Source organism: Pandoraea sp. NE5, from assembly GCF_024363545.1.
In the GTDB taxonomy this organism is placed as follows: Bacteria; Pseudomonadota; Gammaproteobacteria; order Burkholderiales; family Burkholderiaceae; genus Pandoraea; species Pandoraea cepalis.
In genome coordinates, this window is the sequence record NZ_AP025517.1 from 2,539,079 (window position 1) to 2,559,300 (window position 20,222).

The window sequence follows — 20,222 nt, forward strand, 5'->3', positions numbered from 1 at the left end:
TAGCGAATCGAGAAGGCTCAGGCGATAAGCCTGAGCTTTCTTTTTTCGATGATCCAAGCCTCGAGATCGTGTGCTGGCATCGGCTTCGCGTAGAGGTAGCCTTGCGCACGTTCGATCCCGGCCTGCCGCAGGAATGCCGCCTGGGCGTCGGTCTCGACCCCTTCCGCCACCACCGAAAACCCCAGCGCCTTGGCCAACGTGAATACTGACGACACGAGCGCCTGGGCATTCGTGTCGCTGTCGACGCTGGTCACGAAACTGCGGTCGAGCTTGATCACATCGAATGGCAGGCGCGCGAGCTGCGCAAGTGACGAATAGCCGGTGCCGAAATCGTCGAGATAAATCCGTGCGCCGAGCTTTCGGAACTGCTCCATCAGACTGAGCACCCGGTCCTCGTCCTCGATGAAGCAGCTCTCGGTCAACTCGACGTCGAGCAGGCCGGGCTTCAGACCGACGCTGTCGCAGATCTCGCCGAAGTGATTTGCGACATTCAGGTCGCTCAATTGACGCGCGGACACATTGATCGAGACGCGCATGTTCAGGCCCTTCGCTTGCCACTGAACGGCCTGTTTCGCTGCCGCTTCCATCACCCAGCGTCCGAGTGATCCGATCAGGCCGAATTCCTCGGCATGGCGAATGAATTCGACAGGCCCCACCAGTCCGCGCTCCGGCGATTGCCAGCGGATCAATGCCTCGACACTTTGTATGTCGCCCGTCGCGATGTCGACGAGCGGCTGATAGTGCAATACGAACTGCTTTTCCTCGAGCGCCTTGCGAAGATTGGTATCGAGCCACATGGCCTTCGCGACCTTCTGGTTCATTTCCTGAGTGAACACCCGATACGTCCGCTTTCCGGCTTCCTTCGCAACGTACATTGCCGTATCGGCGTTGCGGATGAGGGTTTCCATGGTGTCGCCATGTTGCGGATGCAGCGTGATGCCGATCGAGCAACTGGTATAGACCTCCATCACGTCCAGGCGAACCGACGTCTCGAACCGGTCGATGATCGTCTTCGCGGTGTCTTCGAGCATGGCGAGCGTTGCGTGCTCGAACAGCACCAGGAATTCGTCGCCACCGAGACGCGCGAGCGTTGCACATTCGGGCAGGCAGTTCCTGACGATCGCGGACACTTGGGTCAGTAGACGGTCGCCGGTCACATGTCCATAGTGATCGTTGACGTGCTTGAAGTTGTCGAGATCGAGAAACAGGATGCCGACCTGCCGTGGGGTGTCATCCGGGCCGCCAGCTAGCGCGGCGCGGATCATCTCGGTGACGGCATGGCGGTTCGGCAGCCCGGTCAGCACGTCGGTATTCGCAAGCTCGGTCAGGCGCTGCTGTGCGTTGCGCTCCTCGGTGATATCGACGCCCGAGCAAATCAGGAACCGCTCGTCGAGTCCGCTGCCGCTCTGCACGAACTTATTGCGAAACTGATACAGGCGCGGGCCGTTGACCGTATTGATGAAGCGCTCGACAGCGAATGGCTTGTCGTTTTCGAAGAAACCCGTGATGTTCGTGCTCGACTTCTTGCCTTGCTCTTCGGTCATGAACAGATCGAAGGCGCTCCTGCCAATGACGTCTTCCTCGCGTTTGCCCAGTACTTCTTCGGCGAGCCGATTGAAGCGCTGCAGGATGCCGTGCCGGTTGAGGACCACGACGAGCGAATTGACTTCGGAGACGACCTGCTCGGCAAAGGCAAGACCGTGCGCGAGGTCGCGCGCGACGGAGCGAGTATCCGAGTAGGCGGAGGCGGTGCCGGCCCAGGTGGTCGCATCGAGCTTTTTGCCAACCATGTGCAGGCGAAGCGGATGGCCAAACAGGGCGATCTCGAGTTCGAAGGACGAGGTGACGCCAGTCAGGCTGCGAATCGTGGCGGCCTGCGCGGCATCGAGCGCGATGCTGATGTTCGTCAAGCCGCGAACCGCGGAAAGCTCGAGTGCGTTGCTGTCGATGCCCAGGCGCCAGTATGGGCTCTGTGTGCCGAGGTGGACTTCGAGGACTTCACTGTCGTTTTCGTCATGCATGGACGAGACCCGCCTTTAAACCGCATAAGTTAGACGGCGCTCCATGACGGATGCCCATCGACGCGCCTCGCCATACGTTGCGCCATTCGCGGCAAAGCGCGATGCGCATCTGTTCTCGCCGGCTGGCGTCCCGGCTTGCGCCGACCGGGCGGTCGCATGGGGTGCATTGAACGATTACGTGTCGGTCATCTTATCAAAAGATGACTATGGGTTTCAATGTTCATACCTAACCAGTGACGTTCGCGTGCGGTCGGTGCGCTTCCCCCCTCATCGTCGGCAATAAACGGACATTATCGAACCCGAACGCCAATCTGGTGGAAGTCGTATTTCAAACGCGCGTCAGCGAGTACTGCTTTGCTTTACCCATTGTCACGGCCCCACGTGGTGCATGACGCCTTCCCGCAGCCCCCGGAACCGCTGCCGCGCTGACCTTCGCCGAATCTGGTACTTTTTGGTATCTGCGCCCGGATGCAGATCCGATCGTCTGATTTCATGCAACGTATGGAGCGAGAAATGGAAAGCAAAAGCGCGAGTGCTTCTGGCAAGTGCCCGGTGATGCATGGCAGTGCCACGTCGGCGGAGATGTCCCACATGGATTGGTGGCCCAAGGCGCTGAACCTTGACATCCTGCATCAGCACGACAGCAAGACCAACCCGATGGGGGCGTCGTTTCACTATCGGGACGCCGTCAAGACGCTCGACGTCGATGCGCTCAAAAAAGACCTCAAGGCCCTGATGACCGACAGTCAGGACTGGTGGCCGGCGGACTGGGGGCACTACGGCGGCCTGATGATCCGCATGGCCTGGCACTCTGCAGGCACCTATCGCATCGCCGACGGGCGAGGCGGCGGCGGCACGGGCAATCAGCGATTCGCGCCGCTCAACTCCTGGCCGGACAATGCCAATCTCGACAAAGCCCGTCGTCTGCTGTGGCCGATCAAGAAGCAGTACGGCAACAAGCTGAGCTGGGCGGACCTGATCATTCTCGCCGGCACGCTGGCTTACGAATCGATGGGGTTGAAGACCTTCGGCTTCGGCTTCGGACGTGAAGATATCTGGCATCCGGAAAAGGATATCTACTGGGGATCCGAAAAGGCGTGGCTCGCGCCCACCGACAACCCGAACAGCCGCTACTCCGGCGAACGTGATCTGGAAAACCCGCTGGCGGCAGTCATGATGGGGTTGATCTATGTGAACCCGGAGGGCGTCGATGGCAAGCCCGATCCGCTGAAGACCGCGCGTGACGTGCGCGAGACCTTCGCGCGCATGGCGATGAACGACGAGGAAACGGTCGCCCTGACCGCTGGGGGCCACACCGTTGGCAAGACGCATGGCAATGGCAACGCGGCCAATCTCGGCCCGGCGCCGGAAGGTGCGGATGTCGACGCGCAGGGGCTGGGCTGGATCAACGCGGTCAGCCGTGGTGTGGGGCGCGACACGGTCACCAGTGGCATCGAAGGGGCCTGGACCACGCACCCGACGACGTGGGACGGCGGCTATTTCGACATGCTTCTCGGCCATGAGTGGGCGTTGCAGAAGTCGCCCGCCGGCGCGTGGCAGTGGGAGCCGGTCGACATCAAGGAAGACGCCATGCCCGTGGATGTCGAAGATCCGTCGATCCGCCGCAAGCCGATCATGACCGACGCCGACATGGCCATGAAGATGGATCCGGCATACCGGAAAATCTCGGAACGGTTCCACCAGGATCAGGCGTATTTCTCGGAAGTCTTCGCTCGCGCATGGTTCAAGCTGACGCACCGCGACATGGGCCCGAAGTCCCGCTACCTCGGCCCGGATGTGCCGAAGGAGGACTTGATCTGGCAAGACCCGGTTCCCGCGGGCCGCAAGGATTATGACGTGGCTGCGGTGAAGGCAAAAATCGTCGCCAGCGGCCTCGGCATCGCCGATCTGGTGGCGACGGCGTGGGACAGCGCGCGCACCTTCCGAGGTTCCGACAAGCGCGGCGGCGCCAACGGCGCACGCATTCGTCTGGCACCGCAGAAGGATTGGGAAGGCAACGAGCCGGTGCGTCTGGCCAGCGTGTTGGCCGTGCTGGAGAAGATCGCGGCCGAGACGGGCGCCAGCGTGGCCGATGTGATCGTGCTGGCCGGTAACGTCGGTGTGGAGCAGGCGGCCAAGGCGGCGGGTGTTCACGTCACCGTGCCTTTTGCACCGGGGCGTGGCGATGCCACGCAAGCGCAAACCGATGTGGCGTCGTTCGACGTCCTGGAGCCTGTGGCGGATGGGTTCCGCAATTGGCTGAAGCAGGCATATGTGGTGAGCCCGGAGGAACTGCTGCTCGATCGCGCCCAGTTGATGCGGCTGACGGCGTGCGAAATGACGGCCTTGATGGGCGGCATGCGCGTACTGGGCACCAACCACGCGGGCACCCGGCATGGCGTGCTTACGAACCGCGTTGGCGCATTGACGAATGATTTCTTCGTCAATCTGACCGACATGGCGAACCTCTGGAAGCCCGCGGGCAACAATTTATACGAAATCCGCGATCGCAAGTCCGGCGAAGTGAAATGGACGGCCACGCGTGTCGATCTGGTCTTCGGCTCGAACTCGGTGCTGCGGGCCTATGCGGAGGTCTACGCACAGGACGACAATAAAGAGAAGTTTGTGCAGGACTTCGTCGCCGCCTGGACGAAGGTCATGAACGCCGATCGGTTCGACCTGGCGTAATTCCCGATGGGGCGTCCCCCGCAGCCCGGGCACGGCTGCGGGGGGCGTTCAGACACCGTGCGAGCGGATGAGCGGATAAATCAGCACGCCAATGATCGCCGCCGCCAAGACAACCACCGGCTCCGGCAGACGTTTGAAGCGCCATAACAAGGCGATGGTCACGACCGCCATCAGCAGCGTGGGCCAGTCGACGATCGAGCGGCGTGCGATGACAAGGACCGATCCCGTGATCGCGCCTACGGCTGCTGCTGTGATGCCGTCGACGAAGGCCCGTATCGCGGGCAGCTTGCCGTACTTCTTGAAGTACGGCGCCGGCAGCACAGTAAAGAGATAGCAGGGGAGAAACGTGCCGAGCGCGGCAACGCACGCCCCCGTCAATCCAGCCACGAGATAACCGATAAAGCCGACAGTAATGACAACGGGCCCCGGTGTGATCATCGCCACCGCGACGGCGTCGACGAACTGCTTGTCGTTGAGCCAGTGGTGCTCGGTGACCACCCCGCCATATAGAAACGGCACGATGGCGAGTCCCGAGCCGAACACGAAGGCGCCGGCCTTTGTGAAGAACAGACCGAGTTGGCCAAGCAGAGGCCAATCGAGACCGCTGATTACGCCGCTTGCCGGCGGCAACTGCGCCAACGCAACTGCGTTGATGCCGCCTTTGCCCAGCCATTTGGGCGGTGCCTTAACCAGCCAGTTGATGACACCTCCCGCAATGAACAGCCACGCGATCTCCGATTCGGTGACCACCGTGACGGCAGCCAGCGTCAGGTAGATCGCGAGTAAGAGCCGGTGTCTGCCCACCGTCTTTGTGGTGAGCTTGTACGCGCTCATGGCAATGATGCCCACGACGGCCGCGCCGACGCCGTAGAAAACCGCCTGCATCCAGGCCAGACCGCCAAAGTGCGCGTAAGCCCATCCGAGCAGAACCACCATCGCAAACGACGGCAGGACGAAGGCGATGCCAGCGAGCGTCGCGCCAACCACACGATAGTGGACGTAGCCAAGATAGATGCCGAGCTGCGCGGCGAGCGGGCCGGGCATCATCTGCGCCAGTGCCAAGCCCTCGCGGTAGTCCGCGTCGGTAATCCAGCCGCGCCCTTCGACAAGATCGCGATGCATGTACCCGACCAGTGCCACGGGACCGCCGAAACCGAAGGTGCCAAGCCGCAGCATGTAAAGCACCATCTGACCCAGCGTGTAGCTCGGTGCGGAGGCGGTGGTCGTGCTCACGGGCGGCTCCTGCTTTCCTTGTGCTTCGTGCTGGCGGCAAAGTGCGCGTAGAGCGCGTCGAGAACCGGCATCATCGCGTCGAGCAACTGATCATCGTCGGGCGCACCGTCGCGCGTGCCAGCCAACACGGCTTCGAAGCCGCTGGCCTCCGGCACCGACTCGCCGCCGACATCCAGTGAATGAACCAGTTGCCCAAGGCGCAGCAGCGCCGCGTCGTGATCGAGACCGAACGTCGCGAGCAAAACCTCGAAAGTCACCCGGTCGTCGACGTGCGTGAATGCGGCGCCATCGAAATCGAAGCCGAGCGCGTCCGCGGGACACGCCTTGGGCGACTCGAGCCACACGAACCGAGCCTCGAGGTCGATAAACCGACCAATCAGCCATGCGCTCGCTACCCGGTCTACCCACAGGCGACGACGTGTCGCCCAGATTCGCCGCTGATAGTCCTCGCGCTTGAGGAGGGCGATGGGCTGGTGGGCCGCATGCGGCTCACCCGGCGACAGGACCGTCTCGACATGAGAGACGAAGTCCCCCCACGCGGCTGCCGCGCGTGCGGCAGCCGCGGTGGGGAAGTAATCGACTGCGGCAACGCTCTCATAGTCCTTTTGCAGCCGCCGTTGCAACCGGGCCAGCTCGGCAGGCGACTGCGCAGACACCGCCTTGCGTGCCTCGGCGAGCGATTGGACGAGGTTGTCGTAGTCGTCGGATCGGTCGAACAGCCCGCGGAAGTACGCCTCCTGCGCCGCGTCGAGGCTTGGGGTGCGCAGCAGATGCGCGGTGCCGCCGCTGTCGCTGATGGATTCGGCAAGCTCGCGCAGCATGCCTTCACGCTCGGCGTTGTAGGGCAGCAGATAAACGCCGTCCCGCAGAACGGCACAGCCCCGGGCTTTCAATGCGCGCCAGTACCGCATGCGCGCGGTGGCATTTTCCGTCGGCAGTGACAGCACTAGCAGAGACCAGGTGGAAATCTGTTTCATGTAGATGACATTACGTCAACGTAATATATTCTACAAGTTTACTTTTCGTTTGATCGACCGGGTTTTGTCCGCCGAGCCGGCTGGGGGCCAGTACACTTCCCCCAATAGACGATGCGAGATTTGACGACCGTGAAATTCCGATACAGCGCGGTATTCACCGCTTTGGCTGCCGCGGCGCTTTTCGGCGCCGCGACACCGCTCGCCAAAGCGATGCTCGGCGCCGTCAGTCCATTCATGCTGGCCGGGCTGTTTTATCTGGGGAGCGGCTTGGGGCTGGGTGTCGGGATCGCGTGGCGCGCGTTGAGTGGGCGTGGGCGTCATGCCGGCAGCGACCATCGCATCCAGCGGGGCGAGCTGCCGTGGCTGATCGGCGCGATTGCGATGGGGGGTGTCGCCGGCCCGGCGTTGCTGATGCTGGGGCTGTCGAGCACCCCGGCGGCAACGAGTTCGCTGCTGTTGAACCTCGAGGGCGTGCTGACGGCCGTCATTGCCTGGGTGGTTTTCCGGGAAAACGTGGACCTCCAGGTTTTTCTCGGCATGGTGGCGATCGTCGCGGGCGGCGTGCTTCTCTCATGGCACCCTGGCGGGGTGGGTTTGCCGGTGGGCGCGCTGTTGATCGTCTGTGCGTGTATGTGCTGGGCTATCGACAACAACCTCACGCGCAAGGTCTCGGCAAACGACGCAATGGTGATTGCGTGTCTGAAAGGATTGGCGGCGGGTCCGGTAAATCTTGGCATTGCGTTCGCGGCGGGTGCTTCGCTGCCGTCGCCAGGGACAGTGGCCGCGGCCATGGCGACAGGGCTTGCCGGTTACGGAATCAGTCTCGTGCTGTTCGTGGTCGCGCTGCGCAATCTCGGAACCGCGCGTACTGGTGCTTACTTTTCGGTGGCGCCGCTGTTCGGCGTCATACTTTCTCTGATCATCTGGCCCGCATGGCCTGATCTGACTTTTTCGTTGGCTGCCGGACTCATGGCGGTCGGTATCTGGCTGCATGTGCGTGAGCGGCACGAACATGCGCATACGCACGAGCGGCTCGAGCATACGCATCGTCACCGCCACGACGAACATCATCAGCACGAACACGACTTTCCTTATGCCGGCGATGCGCCGCACACGCACGCGCACGCACATCTACCCATCACGCATTCGCATGCGCATTTTCCCGACATCCATCACCGGCATCGGCACTAGCCGGTGGGGTCGGTCCGAAGTCGGGGCAGCATGCAGCGACACCTCGGGATCGCGCCATGGATGTGGTTGAAGCAGCCGTCCGGCGCGCGGTGCATTCCGGTCCCTTTCATTACATTGACGATGCGCCGAAACGCTCCACAACCTCCCACCCCAAACCACCTCACTTCGTACTTTTGGAGTGGCGACGCCATCCGCAGGCGGTGCGTGAGCGACGTTGTGTTGTCGGGTACTGTCGACGTGCCTGAGCTGCCAACGCGCCTGCTCGCCGATTGGACGAGGGAGTTATCGCTGCGCATGACGCTGGGTGCCGGGGATGTCGATGTGATGCCGCTGGCACGCGCGCGGGCGCGCTGGCCGAACTATTCGCACTATGTGCAGGCCGCGTCCGATTGGACGGGTACGCTTGGCTTGCCCGGGTCGCTCGCGTCGAAGGACGTCGCGCTCATGGCGTGCCGTGGTGCGAGGTATCACCACGACGGAGAACAGTACGGCGGCGCGGCCTTCTGCAATTTGTTCCTGAGCGAAGACAAGGGGCAGGACGTTCATTTCCCCGGATTGGACCTTCGCATTCCTTTGACCCGGGGGACGGTGCTGATATTCGATACCTGCCAGCCGCATGGGGTGATTCAACGCGGCAGCCACGTCTTCGATGCGGGCGACTTCCCGGTAGATCAAGATGGCACGCAGGTATTCCTGACCTGGGAGCTTCCGATCGAGGATATCCATGTCGCACAAGCGCTCAATGTCGCTTTCGACGTCGACCCATCGGGCCCGACGACGGTGAATGACGAGCAAGTGTGGCGCAATGGCGACAGGGTCGAGGTTTGCCCGCAATCAGGTCAGTGGCGCCGCGCGGACGCATCGGGTCACGCGTTGAACGACGGCGTTCGATGATGCCAACGGCGTGGGCTGCTGCGCGCCAGCACCAGCGCTGACTACAGCGGGACGTCTTCGATCAAGGCCAGACGCACTGCGCGAATCCGTCGATCGACGAAATAACCACCGCCTTCCGTGTAGCGCAGATACAGCCGAGCGCACGACGTGCATTCCCACACGCTGCAGCGGTTGTATGGGAAGTAGCGCGGGGCGATCGGCGCATCGTCCGCCCAGTACGTCGTCTTGCCCGGCAGGTATTCGGCAACGGTCGGTTCCGGAGCGTCTTCCGCGAGCAAGGTGCCGATCTCCCGCAATAGGGTTTCGTCGAGGGAAACCGGCTGGGATTGCCAGCCGTCGAGCGGCGTTTTCGTGCACGCACACGGACCGGGCGTCTTGGCTTGCGCGCGTCGTGCAAGATCGATCAGGGTGGCGGTGTCCAGAGGGGCGGGCATGGTGGGTATAGTCGTGTCGATGAGGCGGCAAACGCGCCATCATGCGCGCGTTCGCCTGGGTTCGGCAAGCTGTCAGCCGTTCATCATTCGGTCACGCGGGTCCCGGCGACCGTCGACGACACGACCCTCACGTGCTCTCTCTATCGATGATCGTGAACCCTGTATCGACACGCAGCGTTTCGTTGAAGGGCGGGTTCCCATCCAGTCGCTGCAGCAGGGCCTCGGCGGCAAGGCGTCCGATCATCGCCCCGTCGATGCGGACCGTCGACAAGGACGGATGGACGTGGGCGGCGGTGCTCAGATCGCCGAAACCCATCACCGCCACTTGCTGAGGAACGCCAATGCCGCGACTCGCCGCCTCGGCGAGAATGCCCTGCGCCAGCATGTCGGTGCTGCAAACAATCACGTCGGGCAATCCTTTGTCGAGCAAGCGTACAAAGCCTTCGCGCCCCGCTTGCAGTGTTGCCGGCGCGGGCAGGACTTCCAACGGCACATCGTCCATTCCGTGCGCCTTCAATGCCTCCACGACACTGATACTGCGGCGCATTCCGCGCGGATCGTCGGCTGACATCAGGGCGAACCGCCGGTACGATTTCTTCAGCAGATGGTCGACCACCGCGCGGCCGACGGCTTCGTGCGAGAAACCGACCAGCATGTCGATGGGGTCGTCGGCCAGGTCCCACACTTCCACGATCGGCACGTTCGTCTTGAGCAATCGCTCGCGTGTGACGCGGGAGTGGTCTGTGCCGGTCAGGACGATCGCATCCGGTCGACGGCCGAGCAAGGTGTGCACGAGTTGCTCTTCCCGTTCGCGACGGTAGTCCGTTAGCCCCAGCAGCGTTTCATAGCCCGACGCGGCCAGCGTCGACATCATCGTCTGCACCAGTTCCGTGAAGATCGATGTCGCAATCGTCGGCAACAGCAACGCCACGAGGTGGCTCCGGTTCGTGGCAAGCGCGCCCGCCAGCAGGTTGGGCACGTAGCCGGTCACGCGAACGGCGTCGAGCACCCGTTGCCGCGTTGCTTCGCGTACGAGTTCCGGTCGCTTCAGCGTGCGTGACACCGTCATCGCCGTAACGCCGGCAAGGCGTGCAACGTCTTCCAACGTCACGTTGTCGTTCGTCTGAGGCGGCCGACTGGCGGACGGCCTGTAGTGCTCTTCCATCGCGGCTCCCTGTGTTCATCCATTCTATCGATAAGAGAACGCGATTAGAGAGCCCAATGACATACGACGTCATATGTATTAATCCCGGGAAAACCCGGATTTTCGGACTGTTTGCGCTAACATATGCTTCCAACACATAAGACATCACACAACATTTCGGAGACGATGATGGAAAATGGCGTAACGCGGGCAGCCTTGGCTCGGGATGAGGCGCTTGGCACGGCGGCCGCGACGGCAGGCGGCGTCGATGGCCGTTATGCGGGGCAAAGCAAGGCGCGCTACCTGGTCGTTTTCATGCTTTTCCTGATCACGACGGTCAACTACGCCGATCGCGGAACGCTCTCTATTACGGGCACGGCCATACAGCACCAACTGGGTATTTCGCCGGTCGCGATGGGCTACCTGTTCTCGTCGTTCGCATGGGCCTATGTCGCCGCGCAGATTCCCGGTGGCTGGCTGCTCGATCGCTTCGGCACCAAGCGGGTCTATGCCTGCAGTATCTTCTTTTGGTCACTGGTGACGGCGCTGCAGGGTCTGGTCGCGGGCTTGCCGGTGGCGATGGCGGTCATCACGCTGTTCGCGTTGCGCTTTCTCGTGGGGGCGGCCGAGGCGCCGGCATTCCCGGGCAATTCGCGCATGACCGCCACGTGGTTCCCGACGGCCGAGCGGGGCACGGCGTCGGCCATCTTCAATTCGTCGCAGTATTTTGCCGCCGTGCTGTTCACGCCGCTCATGGGCTGGATCACGCATGCGTACGGTTGGCAGTACGTGTTCTATGTGATGGGCGCGCTGGGCATCGTGCTCACCGGCGTCTGGCTGAAGACCATCTATGCGCCGCGCCAACATCCGCTCGCGAACGACGCGGAAGTCCGCTTCATTGCCGATCACGGTGCGATGATCGACCTCGAAGACAAACAAGTCGCCGCGCAGCGTCGCGTCGCGACGGCGGGTTCGAACGACGGAATGCAGGGGCGCAAGATTTTCAGGCAACTGCTCAAGAGCCGCATGATGCTTGGCGTGTTCATCGCGCAATACTGCATCACGACGCTCACCTATTTCTTCCTGACGTGGTTCCCGATCTACCTCGTGCAGGAGCGCCATATGTCGATCCTGAAGGCGGGCTTCGTGTCGTCGATCCCGGCGATTGCCGGCTTCCTCGGCGGCTTGCTCGGCGGCGTGGTGTCGGACCGGATGATGAAGCATGGCTTCTCGACGTCGACCGCGCGCAAGGTGCCCATCGTCGTCGGGCTGCTGCTGTCGACCTGCATGATCGCCTGCAACTACGTGGACAACCAATGGGTGGTGGTCGGCATCATGGCAGCGGCGTTCTTCGGCAAGGGCATCGGCGCGCTGGGCTGGGCCGTTGTGTCGGATACGGCGCCGAAGCAAGCAAGCGGGCTGTGCGCGGGCCTCTTCAATACGTTCGGTAACACGGCAGGTATCACGACGCCGATCGTGATCGGATATCTCGTGCAAGACACGGGTTCGTTCGCGGCGGCACTGGTCTTCGTGAGCGCCAATGCGCTGATTGCGATCGTGTGCTACCTGTTCGTCGTGGGCAAGATCGAGCGCTTCGAGCTGGCGGCGTAACGCATACCTGGCTACCGGTCCCATCGCAAGGAGATTCGATTGAATACCGCCCGCGGATTGCACGAGCAAGGTTCGCCCCTCGAGGCCGCATCGTCGAGCGCCATGGCGACGGCGGATGCCTTCGCCGGTGCGCAGCCGCTCGGCGGGTCGCCCGATGCCCATCGGGTGGCATTCCAGCCGAGCACGCGCTACCCGGACGTCGCCATCGAAATTCTCGATCCGAGCTTCGCGAAATACCGGCTCTACAGCAGCGCGGTCGAGCAGTTGGGGACCGGAATGCGCTGGGCCGAAGGCCCCGTGTACTTCCCCGCGGCACGCTACCTCGTCTTGAGCGACATTCCCAACAATCGCATGATGCGCTATGACGAAGTGACGGGGCATTGGGGTGTCTTTCGCCAGCCGTCGAATCAGAGCAACGGGAACACCCGAGACCGGCAAGGGCGACTCGTCACGTGCGAGCATCTCACGCGGCGCGTCACGCGCACGGAGCACAGCGGCAAGATCACGGTGCTCGCGAACGGCTATCAGGGCAAGCGCCTGAACTCGCCGAACGACGTCGTCTGCCAGTCGAACGGCGCCCTCTGGTTTACCGATCCGCCCTTCGGCATCGCGGGGCATTGGGAAGGCGAGAAGGCGACGCCCGAGCTGCCGCCATCCGTCTATCGTCTTTCGCCGGACGGTGAGTTGCAGGCGATGATCACTGACCTCGCCGGGCCGAACGGCCTGGCGTTCTCACCAGACGAGTCGAAGCTCTATGTGATCGATAGCCGGGCCACGCCGAGCCGCGTGCTGTGGCAATACGATGTCGGCGCAAACGGCGTCACGCTGTCAAACAAGTCGAAGCTTTTCGATGCGCACGGCGCCGGGGCGCTCGACGGCTTCGCGGTCGATACGGATGGCAACCTGTGGTGCGGCTGGGGCGCTGACGGACGCGCCGGTGTCAGTTCCGCCGACCTCGACGGGGTGAAGGTCTTCAACGCGAACGGCAAGCCGATCGGTTTTATCCGATTGCCGGAACGCTGCGCGAACTTGACGTTCGGCGGCCCGAAGAACAACCGGCTGTATATGGCAAGTTCGCATTCGCTTTATTCGCTTTACGTGGAAGCCGAGGGCGCCGTCTGATCGTCACGACGCTCGCCTGCTTCCCTCAACTACTGGTACTTCGCTTATGTCCACGACTCTCACTCGCGTCAACGCCACGCCTACCGTCACCGAACTGCGCGTCATTCCCGTCGCCGGGCGCGACAGCATGCTGATGAATCTTTCGGGCGCACACGGCCCGTTCTTCACGCGCAATATCGTGATCCTGACCGACAGCGCGGGGAACACGGGCGTAGGCGAAGTGCCGGGCGGCGAGACCATCCGCAAGACGATCGACGATGCGCGTGCCTACGTCGTCGGTCAATCGATCGGCAACCTGCAAGCGATTCTGAATCGCGTGCGTACCGCGTTCGCCGATCGCGACGCGGGCGGTCGCGGTCTGCAGACCTTCGACCTGCGCACCACGATCCACGCCGTCACGGCGCTCGAAGCCGCGCTGCTCGACCTGCTCGGCCAGCACCTTGGCGTGCCGGTCGCTGCCTTGCTCGGCGAAGGCCAGCAACGCGACGAGGTGGAGATGCTCGGCTACCTGTTCTACGTCGGCGATCGTAACAAGACCGATCTGCCGTATGCCTCGGGCGCGCAAGGGCGCGACGATTGGGAGCGTCTGCGCACGGAAGTCGCATTGACGCCGGAAGCGGTCGTGCGTCTGGCGCAAGCCGCGAAGGCGCGTTATGGCTTCAACGATTTCAAGCTCAAGGGCGGCGTGCTCTCAGGCGACGCGGAAATGGAAGCGGCCACCGCGCTTGCGGAGTGCTTCCCGGAAGCACGCGTGACGCTCGACCCGAACGGCGCCTGGTCGCTTGCCGAAGCGATCCGCCTGTGCCGTGACAAGCACGACGTTCTTGCCTACGCGGAAGACCCGTGCGGCGCGGAGAATGGCTATTCTGGCCGCGAAGTGATGGCCGAGTTCCGTCGTGCGACCGGACTGCCGACCGCGACCAACATGATCGCGACCGACTGGCGTCAGATGGGCCACGCGATTCAACTGCAATCCGTTGACATTCCGCTGGCCGACCCGCACTTCTGGACGATGCAGGGCTCGGTGCGTGTTGCGCAGATGTGCAACGACTGGGGCCTCACGTGGGGCTCGCACTCGAACAATCACTTCGACGTGTCGCTGGCCATGTTCACGCACGTTGCCGCCGCCGCGCCCGGCAAGATCACCGCGATCGACACGCACTGGATTTGGCAAGACGGCCAGCGCCTCACGCGCGATCCGTTGCAGATCGTCGGTGGCAAAGTGAAGGTGCCGGAAGTGCCGGGCCTCGGCGTAGAACTCGATATGGACGAAGTCGAGAAGGCGCACGCGCTGTATCAGCAGCATGGCCTCGGTGCGCGCGACGACGGGGTCGCGATGCAGTACCTGATTCCGAACTGGACGTTCGACAACAAGCGTCCGTGCCTCGTGCGCTGAGGCACTTCGCTCGAGCATCGGTGGAAAACATCGGAGGCTGGTAAAATGCGCGTCCCATGCGGAACGTTATTTTATGAAGTCTCAAACACTTCGGGAGCAGTGGCTACCGAATCTCCCCGGCAACGTGCTTGCCGGTCTGACCACGGCGTTCGCGCTAGTGCCCGAGTGCATCGCCTTCGCGCTGGTCGCTCAAGTCAATCCGCTCATGGGCCTCTACGGGGCCTTCATCGTCTGCGCGCTCACCGCCATCTTCGGCGGTCGTCCCGGCATGATCTCGGGGGCGGCCGGATCGATGGCGGTGGTCATCGTCGCACTGGTCATCCAACACGGCGTGCAATATCTGCTGGCGACCGTCGTTCTGGGCGGCGTGCTCATGATGCTCTTCGGCCTGTTGCGTCTCGGCAAGCTGATTCGCATGGTGCCGCACCCGGTGATGATCGGTTTCGTGAATGGGCTCGCGATTGTCATCGCCATGGCGCAGCTGGCACATTTCAAGCGAGCCACGCCGCACGGCGACGTCTGGCTGCAAGGCACACCGCTGGCAATCATGTGCGCGCTGGTTGCGCTCACGATGCTGATCGTCTATGGGCTGCCACGCCTCACGAAGGCCGTGCCGCCCGCGCTCGTCGCCATCGTTGGCGTCGGGCTCTTCAGCCAAGGACTGCACCTGCCCACGCGTACGCTCGGCGACATGGCGCACATTGCCGGGGCACTCCCGTCGCTCCATCTGCCGCAAGTGCCTTTCGATCTGGAGACGTTGCGGATCGTCTTCCCCTACGCATCGCTCATGGCGATGGTCGGTTTGCTGGAGACGCTGCTCACCTTCAATCTCACCGACGAGATCACGCAAACGCGCGGCCGTCCGAATCGAGAATGCCTCGCGCTTGGCGCGTCGAATGTCGTATCCGGAATGTTCGGGGGCATGGGCGGTTGCGCCATGATCGGCCAGACCATGATTAACCTGAGTTCGGGCGGACGCAGCCGCGTTTCGGGGGTGACGGCTGGCATCATGATCCTGCTGTTCGTGCTTTGCCTGTCACCGCTCATCGAGCGCATTCCGCTGGCGGCGCTCGTCGGTGTGATGTTTGTCGTCGCCCAGCAGACGTTCGCCTGGGGCTCACTTCGCGTACTCGGCAAAGTGCCTCGCAACGACGCGCTCGTGATCGTCGCGGTGACGGTCATCACCGTGTTCACGGATCTGGCCGTCGCGGTGATGTGTGGCATTGTTATCGCCGCACTCAACTTCGCCTGGCAGCATGCCCGCGACATTCGTGCCGACGTGCAAGAGAACGGCGACGACGCCCGTACCTATGTGCTTCATGGCACGCTGTTCTTTGCGTCGACCGCCAATTTCCAGGACCTGTTCCAGCCGTTGTCCGATGTCCGCCGGATCGTTGTGGATTGCCGGTCTCTGCACGTGGCGGATCACTCGGCCATCGTGGCGTTCGAGACGCTCAGGGAGCGTTATCGGACGTCGGGTCGAAACGTGCGCTTCGTCAACCTTTCGTCGCGCAATCAACGCCTGCTGGAACGAGCCGGTGTGAGCCTCGTCGAGGCCTGAGGCACGCTTGCGGGCGATGGCCGTCGCGCGTTACTTGAACGTGTGCAGGTAGGCCAGCAAGTCGGCCACCTTGCGCTCGTTTCCGATGCCCCAGAAGCGCATCTTCGTTCCCGGTACGGTTTTGCCCGGATTGGCAATGAAGGTGGCGAGTGTCTTGTCGTCCCAGACAATGCCGGACTGCTTCATCGCCGTCGAGTAATCGTAGTCCGGCAGGCTGCCCGCGCGGCGGTTGACGACGCGGTTGAGTTGCGGGCCGAAGCCCGACGTCGCCATGGGCCCGACCGCATGGCACGACGCACAGCGTGCCGCGAACATCGCCTTGCCGGCTTCCACGTCGCCAGCGGCCATGGCGGGCGACGCGAGCGCGCTCAGCGCGCCGAGCAGCGCGAGCGTTGGCGCAACGCGGCGTCGGCGGGCGACAAGCGGGAGTGGCGGGAGTGGCGGGAATGGCGGGAGTGGCGCGAGTCGTACGACACGCGGGACAGCGAAGATCTGGAAAGCGGAGCGGGCAGTCATCGGAGGGCGTGCAGCCGGGGAACGGGTCGAAGGCAAGCCGCTAACTTACCGCGTTCCCTCCGGCGCGACCAGCGATTCCCGTGCGAAGGCGGTGCGACATCGTGTCGCGGCCGTCGACGCCAGAGCATCGACGGCCATTCGCCGCAGGCGGCAGCGGTCTTACGCCGCGCCCTTGATCACGCTCTCCGGCAGATCGCGACCGTGGTACTTCTTGTAGATCGCGTTGAGCTTGCCGTTCTTCAGATTGGTCTTCACCCAATGGTTGATCCAATCCTTGAGCGCCGGCTGATTCTTGTTGAGCGCGATGCCCAGATTGAATTCCGTCTGCGCAAACTTCAGTTCGAGGTTCTTCTCCGGGGCGCGCTTTTGCATCTCGCCGAGATTCGACGGCGTGCTCGAGAAGATGTCGACCTGACCGGTCACCATCGACGTGATGAGTGTCGCGTCGTCTTCGTAGCGCACGATCTGCGCACCCTTGGCGTTCTGCGTGGTGAGCGTGTCGTTGACGGTCGCGCGCGTGAGACCGATGCGCTTGCCGTTCAGGTCGTCATAGCCCTTGATGACCATGCTCTTGGGGCCGCCGACGATGATCGAGATGACCGCGTACGGCATCGAAAAATCGATCACCTTCTCACGCTCCGGCGAGATCGCGAGATCGGCCACCACGATATCGGCGCGGTTCGACTGCAGCGTGGGGATGCGTGCGGCGTTCGTCACGGACACAATGTCGAGCTTCACCCCCAGATCCTGTGCCAGCAGCTTGGCCGTTTCGACGTCCGAGCCCACCGGTTGCAGGTTCGCGTCGGCATACGAGTACAGCGGCGTGCCCATGGCGATGGCGACGCGGATCTTGCCTGCCTTCTTGATGTCGTCGAGCTGGTCGGCGAGGGCAGCATGCGCCACGGCGCCGAGCAGAGCGGCGGCGCAAGCTTGGGTGAGGAACGTCTTGAGTTTCATGCGGGTGTCTCCTTGGAATAATGGATTGTCTTGCGTGGCCGGACTACAGGCCGTTGGCGAGGAATGCACGCAGTTCGGGCGTTTGCGGGTTGTCGAGCATGTCGCCCGGACCGACTTCCCACACCTTGCCCTGATGCATGTAGATGATCTGGTCGGCGACGCGCTTGGCGAATGCCATTTCGTGCGTGACGAGCACCATCGTCATGCCGTTCGCCGCGAGGTCTTCCATGACGCGCAGCACCTCGCCCGTAAGCTGCGGGTCGAGCGCCGACGTCACTTCGTCGAACAGCATGACCTTCGGCGACATGGCGAGCGAGCGCGCAATGGCCACGCGCTGCTGCTGGCCGCCCGAGAGTTGCTCGGGATAGCTCTCGGCCTTGTCCGACAGTCCCACCTGATCGAGCACGCGCTTGGCCACGTCTTGCGCTTCGCTGCGCGCCATGCGCTTGACGTGCCGCAGCGCGAGCATGATGTTCTCGCGCACGTTCAGGTGTGGGAACAGGTTGTAGCTCTGGAAGACGATGCCGACTTCGCGGCGCAATTGATGCAGGTCGATGTGCGGATCTTCCACGCGAATGCCGCACACTTCGATGGAGCCTTCGTCGATGGTCTCCAGACGATCGATGCAGCGCAGGGCCGTACTCTTGCCCGAGCCGCTGGCGCCGATGACCGCCACCATCTGGCCGCGTTCAACTTCGAATGACACGCCCTTGAGCACCGGGTTGTCGCCAAAGCGCTTGTGAATCTGGTTGACCTTAACGATTGCCGACATTGAGCTTGTCCTCCAGTGATGCGCTCCAGCGCGAGAGCGGGTAGCACAGCACGAAATAAAACACCCCGACCAACGAGAACACGAGGAAGGGTTGGAAAATCGAGTTGTTGATGATCTGTCCGGCGCGCGTCAGCTCCACGAAGCCGATCACCGACGCGAGCGACGTCATCTTGATGATCTGCACCAGGAAGCCGATGGTCGGTGGCAGCGACAGGCGCACCGCCTGCGGAATGATGACCAGACGCAGCGTCTGCCAGCGCGAGAGCGACAGGCACTCCGCGGCCTCCCACTGCGCCCGCGGCATCGCTTCGACGCAGCCGCGCCAGATGTCGCCCAGGTAGGCGCTGGTGTACACCATCAATGCCAGCGCGGCCGCCACGATGGCGGGTAACTCGAAGCCATACACCGACAGGCCGAAGTAGACGATGAACAGCAGGATCAGCAGCGGAATGCCCTGAATTGCCTCGATGAACACTTGCGCAGGCAAGCGCAGCCATCGGCGCGGCGAGATGCGTCCGAGCATCACGACAAAGCCGCCCGCGCTGCCGAGGACGAATGCGATGAGCGAGAGCACGAGTGTCCAGCCGATGGACTGCACCAGATAGTTGAAATAGGTCCAGGAAAAATTGCCCATCATGAGGCGCTCCGTTGCGCGGCGTTGGTACCGGATGTGCCTGAAGCGCCCGGCGTGCCGGCGTTGCCCGGGGCGTTCAGGCCGGCGGCGCGCGACGCGGCCGCCCGACGGCGTGCGGCCTGAGCGGTCTGCGCGGCGGCGCGTCGCACGATGCGGCGGCGCTTGAAGAAGTACTCGCCGGCGGCCCACGCCACGAGCTTGACCAGCAGCGAGAGGCACAGATAGAGGGCGGCCACGACGATATAGGTTTCGAGCGAGCGGAACGTGTCCGACTGCACGGTATTCGCCACGGCCGTCAGTTCCTCGGCGGAAATCTGCGACGCCATGGCCGAGGCCTGCATCATCAAAATGAACTGGGTGGTGAGCGCCGGATAGACCTTTTCGATGGACGGTTGCAGCATGACGTGCCACGCGATGCGCCATTTCGGCAGCCCCAGGCACTCGGCGGCCTCGATCTGACCGCGCGGCACCGATTCGAGCCCCGCGCGAATGATCTCCGCCGCGTACGCGCCGATGTTGATCACCATCGCAATGACCGACGCGGCGAACGTCGGCATGTGCACGCCTACGCTGGCCAGGCCGAAATACAGTAGAAAGATCTGGACGAGGAACGGTGTGTTGCGCACCGCTTCGATATAAATGCCGCACAGGCGGGAGAGCCAGCGGTGGCGGCTGCGCTTGGCAAAGGCCACGAGCGTACCGACGACGGTGCCGAGGACAACCGAAATCACCGTCATCTTCAGCGTGAGCCACGCGCCATCCAGGAATACTGGCCAGTAGGGGAGCAGTGGGGCGAAATTCAACGAGAAATGCATGGCAAGCGCCTGTCTCCGGTGACGTTCGGGGCCGACGCGCCAGGCAGTCCATTGCGGTCACGGCACCCGCAATCACTGTGGTGGGTCTTTCTTGTACGTCGTCATATAAGTGATGCGATTTTGCGCATCGCGATACGGCGTTGTCAATAGCGGAGGATTGGGGGGATACCCTTGGCTTTCGCCTTGTCGGGGAAAGGGTTAAAGGGGATTCTGGCCGGTGGGGCAAGCAACCGCACGCCGCGTGAGGCGGCCTCAA

The 20,222-nt window shown here is 62.9% G+C and carries 17 protein-coding genes; 7 read left to right on the forward strand and 10 right to left on the reverse strand.

Features of this window, described 5'->3' with window-relative positions:
• Positions 1-17: 17 nt before the first annotated feature.
• Positions 18-2,021: a cyclic di-GMP phosphodiesterase gene (gene pdeR / locus PanNE5_RS11665; protein WP_017232972.1), complete on the reverse strand. Its 2,004-nt coding sequence runs from the start codon at positions 2,019-2,021 to the stop codon at positions 18-20.
• Positions 2,022-2,534: 513 nt separating this feature from the next.
• Between pdeR and katG the strand changes: the two genes are divergently transcribed.
• A complete protein-coding gene (gene katG / locus PanNE5_RS11670) occupies positions 2,535-4,709 on the forward strand; it encodes a catalase/peroxidase HPI (RefSeq protein ID WP_017232973.1) in 2,175 nt (724 codons plus the stop codon).
• A 48-nt stretch (positions 4,710-4,757) separates the two neighbouring features.
• Here the strand turns inward: katG and PanNE5_RS11675 are convergent, their stop codons facing one another.
• Positions 4,758-5,942: a chromate transporter gene (locus PanNE5_RS11675; RefSeq protein ID WP_261938022.1), complete on the reverse strand. Its 1,185-nt coding sequence runs from the start codon at positions 5,940-5,942 to the stop codon at positions 4,758-4,760.
• Positions 5,939-6,919 carry a chromate resistance protein gene (locus tag PanNE5_RS11680; protein WP_261938023.1) on the reverse strand — a complete coding sequence of 327 codons (981 nt, stop codon included), beginning with the start codon at positions 6,917-6,919 and terminating at the stop codon, positions 5,939-5,941. The genes PanNE5_RS11675 and PanNE5_RS11680 overlap by 4 nt, the downstream gene beginning before the upstream one ends.
• A 129-nt stretch (positions 6,920-7,048) precedes the next feature.
• Between PanNE5_RS11680 and PanNE5_RS11685 the strand changes: the two genes are divergently transcribed.
• On the forward strand, positions 7,049-8,110 hold the full coding sequence (locus tag PanNE5_RS11685; protein WP_026131770.1) for a DMT family transporter: 1,062 nt from the start codon (positions 7,049-7,051) through the stop codon (positions 8,108-8,110).
• A gap of 120 nt (positions 8,111-8,230) precedes the next feature.
• Positions 8,231-9,004, forward strand: coding sequence for a hypothetical protein (locus tag PanNE5_RS11690; protein WP_261939838.1), 774 nt, complete (start codon positions 8,231-8,233; stop codon positions 9,002-9,004).
• Between the two features lie 41 nt (positions 9,005-9,045).
• On the opposite strand, the gene PanNE5_RS11695 is transcribed toward PanNE5_RS11690, so the two are convergent.
• Positions 9,046-9,438: a hypothetical protein gene (locus PanNE5_RS11695; RefSeq protein WP_150562573.1), complete on the reverse strand. Its 393-nt coding sequence runs from the start codon at positions 9,436-9,438 to the stop codon at positions 9,046-9,048.
• A gap of 127 nt (positions 9,439-9,565) precedes the next feature.
• Positions 9,566-10,549: a LacI family DNA-binding transcriptional regulator gene (locus PanNE5_RS11700; RefSeq protein ID WP_315973431.1), complete on the reverse strand. Its 984-nt coding sequence runs from the start codon at positions 10,547-10,549 to the stop codon at positions 9,566-9,568.
• 348 nt (positions 10,550-10,897) lie between these two features.
• On the opposite strand from PanNE5_RS11700, the gene PanNE5_RS11705 reads away from it, so the two are divergent.
• The 4 genes from PanNE5_RS11705 to PanNE5_RS11720 all read left to right on the forward strand — a co-directional run bounded on the left by PanNE5_RS11705 (position 10,898) and on the right by PanNE5_RS11720 (position 16,272).
• Positions 10,898-12,193 (forward strand): MFS transporter, encoded by a 1,296-nt coding sequence (locus tag PanNE5_RS11705; protein ID WP_232424563.1) that lies wholly within the window; start codon positions 10,898-10,900, stop codon positions 12,191-12,193.
• Between the two features lie 39 nt (positions 12,194-12,232).
• The gene (locus PanNE5_RS11710) at positions 12,233-13,315 is read left to right on the forward strand and encodes an SMP-30/gluconolactonase/LRE family protein (RefSeq protein WP_261938026.1); all 1,083 of its coding nucleotides are present in this window, start codon (positions 12,233-12,235) and stop codon (positions 13,313-13,315) included.
• Between the two features lie 46 nt (positions 13,316-13,361).
• Complete coding sequence (gene gudD / locus PanNE5_RS11715) at positions 13,362-14,711, forward strand: glucarate dehydratase (protein WP_017232986.1); 1,350 nt, start codon at positions 13,362-13,364, stop codon at positions 14,709-14,711.
• Positions 14,712-14,784: 73 nt separating this feature from the next.
• Positions 14,785-16,272: a SulP family inorganic anion transporter gene (locus tag PanNE5_RS11720; RefSeq protein ID WP_017232987.1), complete on the forward strand. Its 1,488-nt coding sequence runs from the start codon at positions 14,785-14,787 to the stop codon at positions 16,270-16,272.
• A 30-nt stretch (positions 16,273-16,302) separates the two neighbouring features.
• Here the strand turns inward: PanNE5_RS11720 and PanNE5_RS11725 are convergent, their stop codons facing one another.
• The 5 genes from PanNE5_RS11725 to PanNE5_RS11745 all read right to left on the reverse strand — a co-directional run bounded on the left by PanNE5_RS11725 (position 16,303) and on the right by PanNE5_RS11745 (position 19,966).
• Positions 16,303-16,788, reverse strand: a complete 486-nt coding sequence (locus PanNE5_RS11725) for a cytochrome c family protein (RefSeq protein WP_315973432.1) — start codon at positions 16,786-16,788, stop codon at positions 16,303-16,305.
• A gap of 159 nt (positions 16,789-16,947) precedes the next feature.
• Positions 16,948-17,745: a transporter substrate-binding domain-containing protein gene (locus PanNE5_RS11730; RefSeq protein ID WP_017232989.1), complete on the reverse strand. Its 798-nt coding sequence runs from the start codon at positions 17,743-17,745 to the stop codon at positions 16,948-16,950.
• Between the two features lie 43 nt (positions 17,746-17,788).
• The gene (locus PanNE5_RS11735) at positions 17,789-18,517 is read right to left on the reverse strand and encodes an amino acid ABC transporter ATP-binding protein (protein WP_017232990.1); all 729 of its coding nucleotides are present in this window, start codon (positions 18,515-18,517) and stop codon (positions 17,789-17,791) included.
• Entirely contained in the window at positions 18,501-19,154 is a 654-nt protein-coding gene (locus tag PanNE5_RS11740) for an amino acid ABC transporter permease (protein WP_017232991.1), read from the reverse strand. The genes PanNE5_RS11735 and PanNE5_RS11740 overlap by 17 nt, the downstream gene beginning before the upstream one ends.
• Positions 19,151-19,966 carry an amino acid ABC transporter permease gene (locus PanNE5_RS11745; protein WP_261938027.1) on the reverse strand — a complete coding sequence of 272 codons (816 nt, stop codon included), beginning with the start codon at positions 19,964-19,966 and terminating at the stop codon, positions 19,151-19,153. Before PanNE5_RS11745 ends, PanNE5_RS11740 begins: the two co-directional genes overlap by 4 nt.
• Between the last annotated feature and the right edge of the window lie 256 nt (positions 19,967-20,222).

Bases quoted from the DNA above. Each gene is read 5' to 3' on its own strand.
- PanNE5_RS11725 (WP_315973432.1), bottom strand. From the start codon at position 16,788: ATGACTGCCCGCTCCGCTTTCCAGATCTTCGCTGTCCCGCGTGTCGTA.
- PanNE5_RS11740 (WP_017232991.1), bottom strand. From the start codon at position 19,154: ATGATGGGCAATTTTTCCTGGACCTATTTCAACTATCTGGTGCAGTCC.
- PanNE5_RS11680 (WP_261938023.1), bottom strand. From the start codon at position 6,919: ATGAAACAGATTTCCACCTGGTCTCTGCTAGTGCTGTCACTGCCGACG.
- katG (WP_017232973.1), top strand. From the start codon at position 2,535: ATGGAAAGCAAAAGCGCGAGTGCTTCTGGCAAGTGCCCGGTGATGCAT.
- gudD (WP_017232986.1), top strand. From the start codon at position 13,362: ATGTCCACGACTCTCACTCGCGTCAACGCCACGCCTACCGTCACCGAA.
- PanNE5_RS11705 (WP_232424563.1), top strand. From the start codon at position 10,898: ATGCTTTTCCTGATCACGACGGTCAACTACGCCGATCGCGGAACGCTC.
- PanNE5_RS11695 (WP_150562573.1), bottom strand. From the start codon at position 9,438: ATGCCCGCCCCTCTGGACACCGCCACCCTGATCGATCTTGCACGACGC.
- PanNE5_RS11745 (WP_261938027.1), bottom strand. From the start codon at position 19,966: ATGCATTTCTCGTTGAATTTCGCCCCACTGCTCCCCTACTGGCCAGTA.
- PanNE5_RS11735 (WP_017232990.1), bottom strand. From the start codon at position 18,517: ATGTCGGCAATCGTTAAGGTCAACCAGATTCACAAGCGCTTTGGCGAC.
- PanNE5_RS11690 (WP_261939838.1), top strand. From the start codon at position 8,231: ATGCGCCGAAACGCTCCACAACCTCCCACCCCAAACCACCTCACTTCG.
- PanNE5_RS11730 (WP_017232989.1), bottom strand. From the start codon at position 17,745: ATGAAACTCAAGACGTTCCTCACCCAAGCTTGCGCCGCCGCTCTGCTC.
- PanNE5_RS11720 (WP_017232987.1), top strand. From the start codon at position 14,785: ATGAAGTCTCAAACACTTCGGGAGCAGTGGCTACCGAATCTCCCCGGC.
- pdeR (WP_017232972.1), bottom strand. From the start codon at position 2,021: ATGCATGACGAAAACGACAGTGAAGTCCTCGAAGTCCACCTCGGCACA.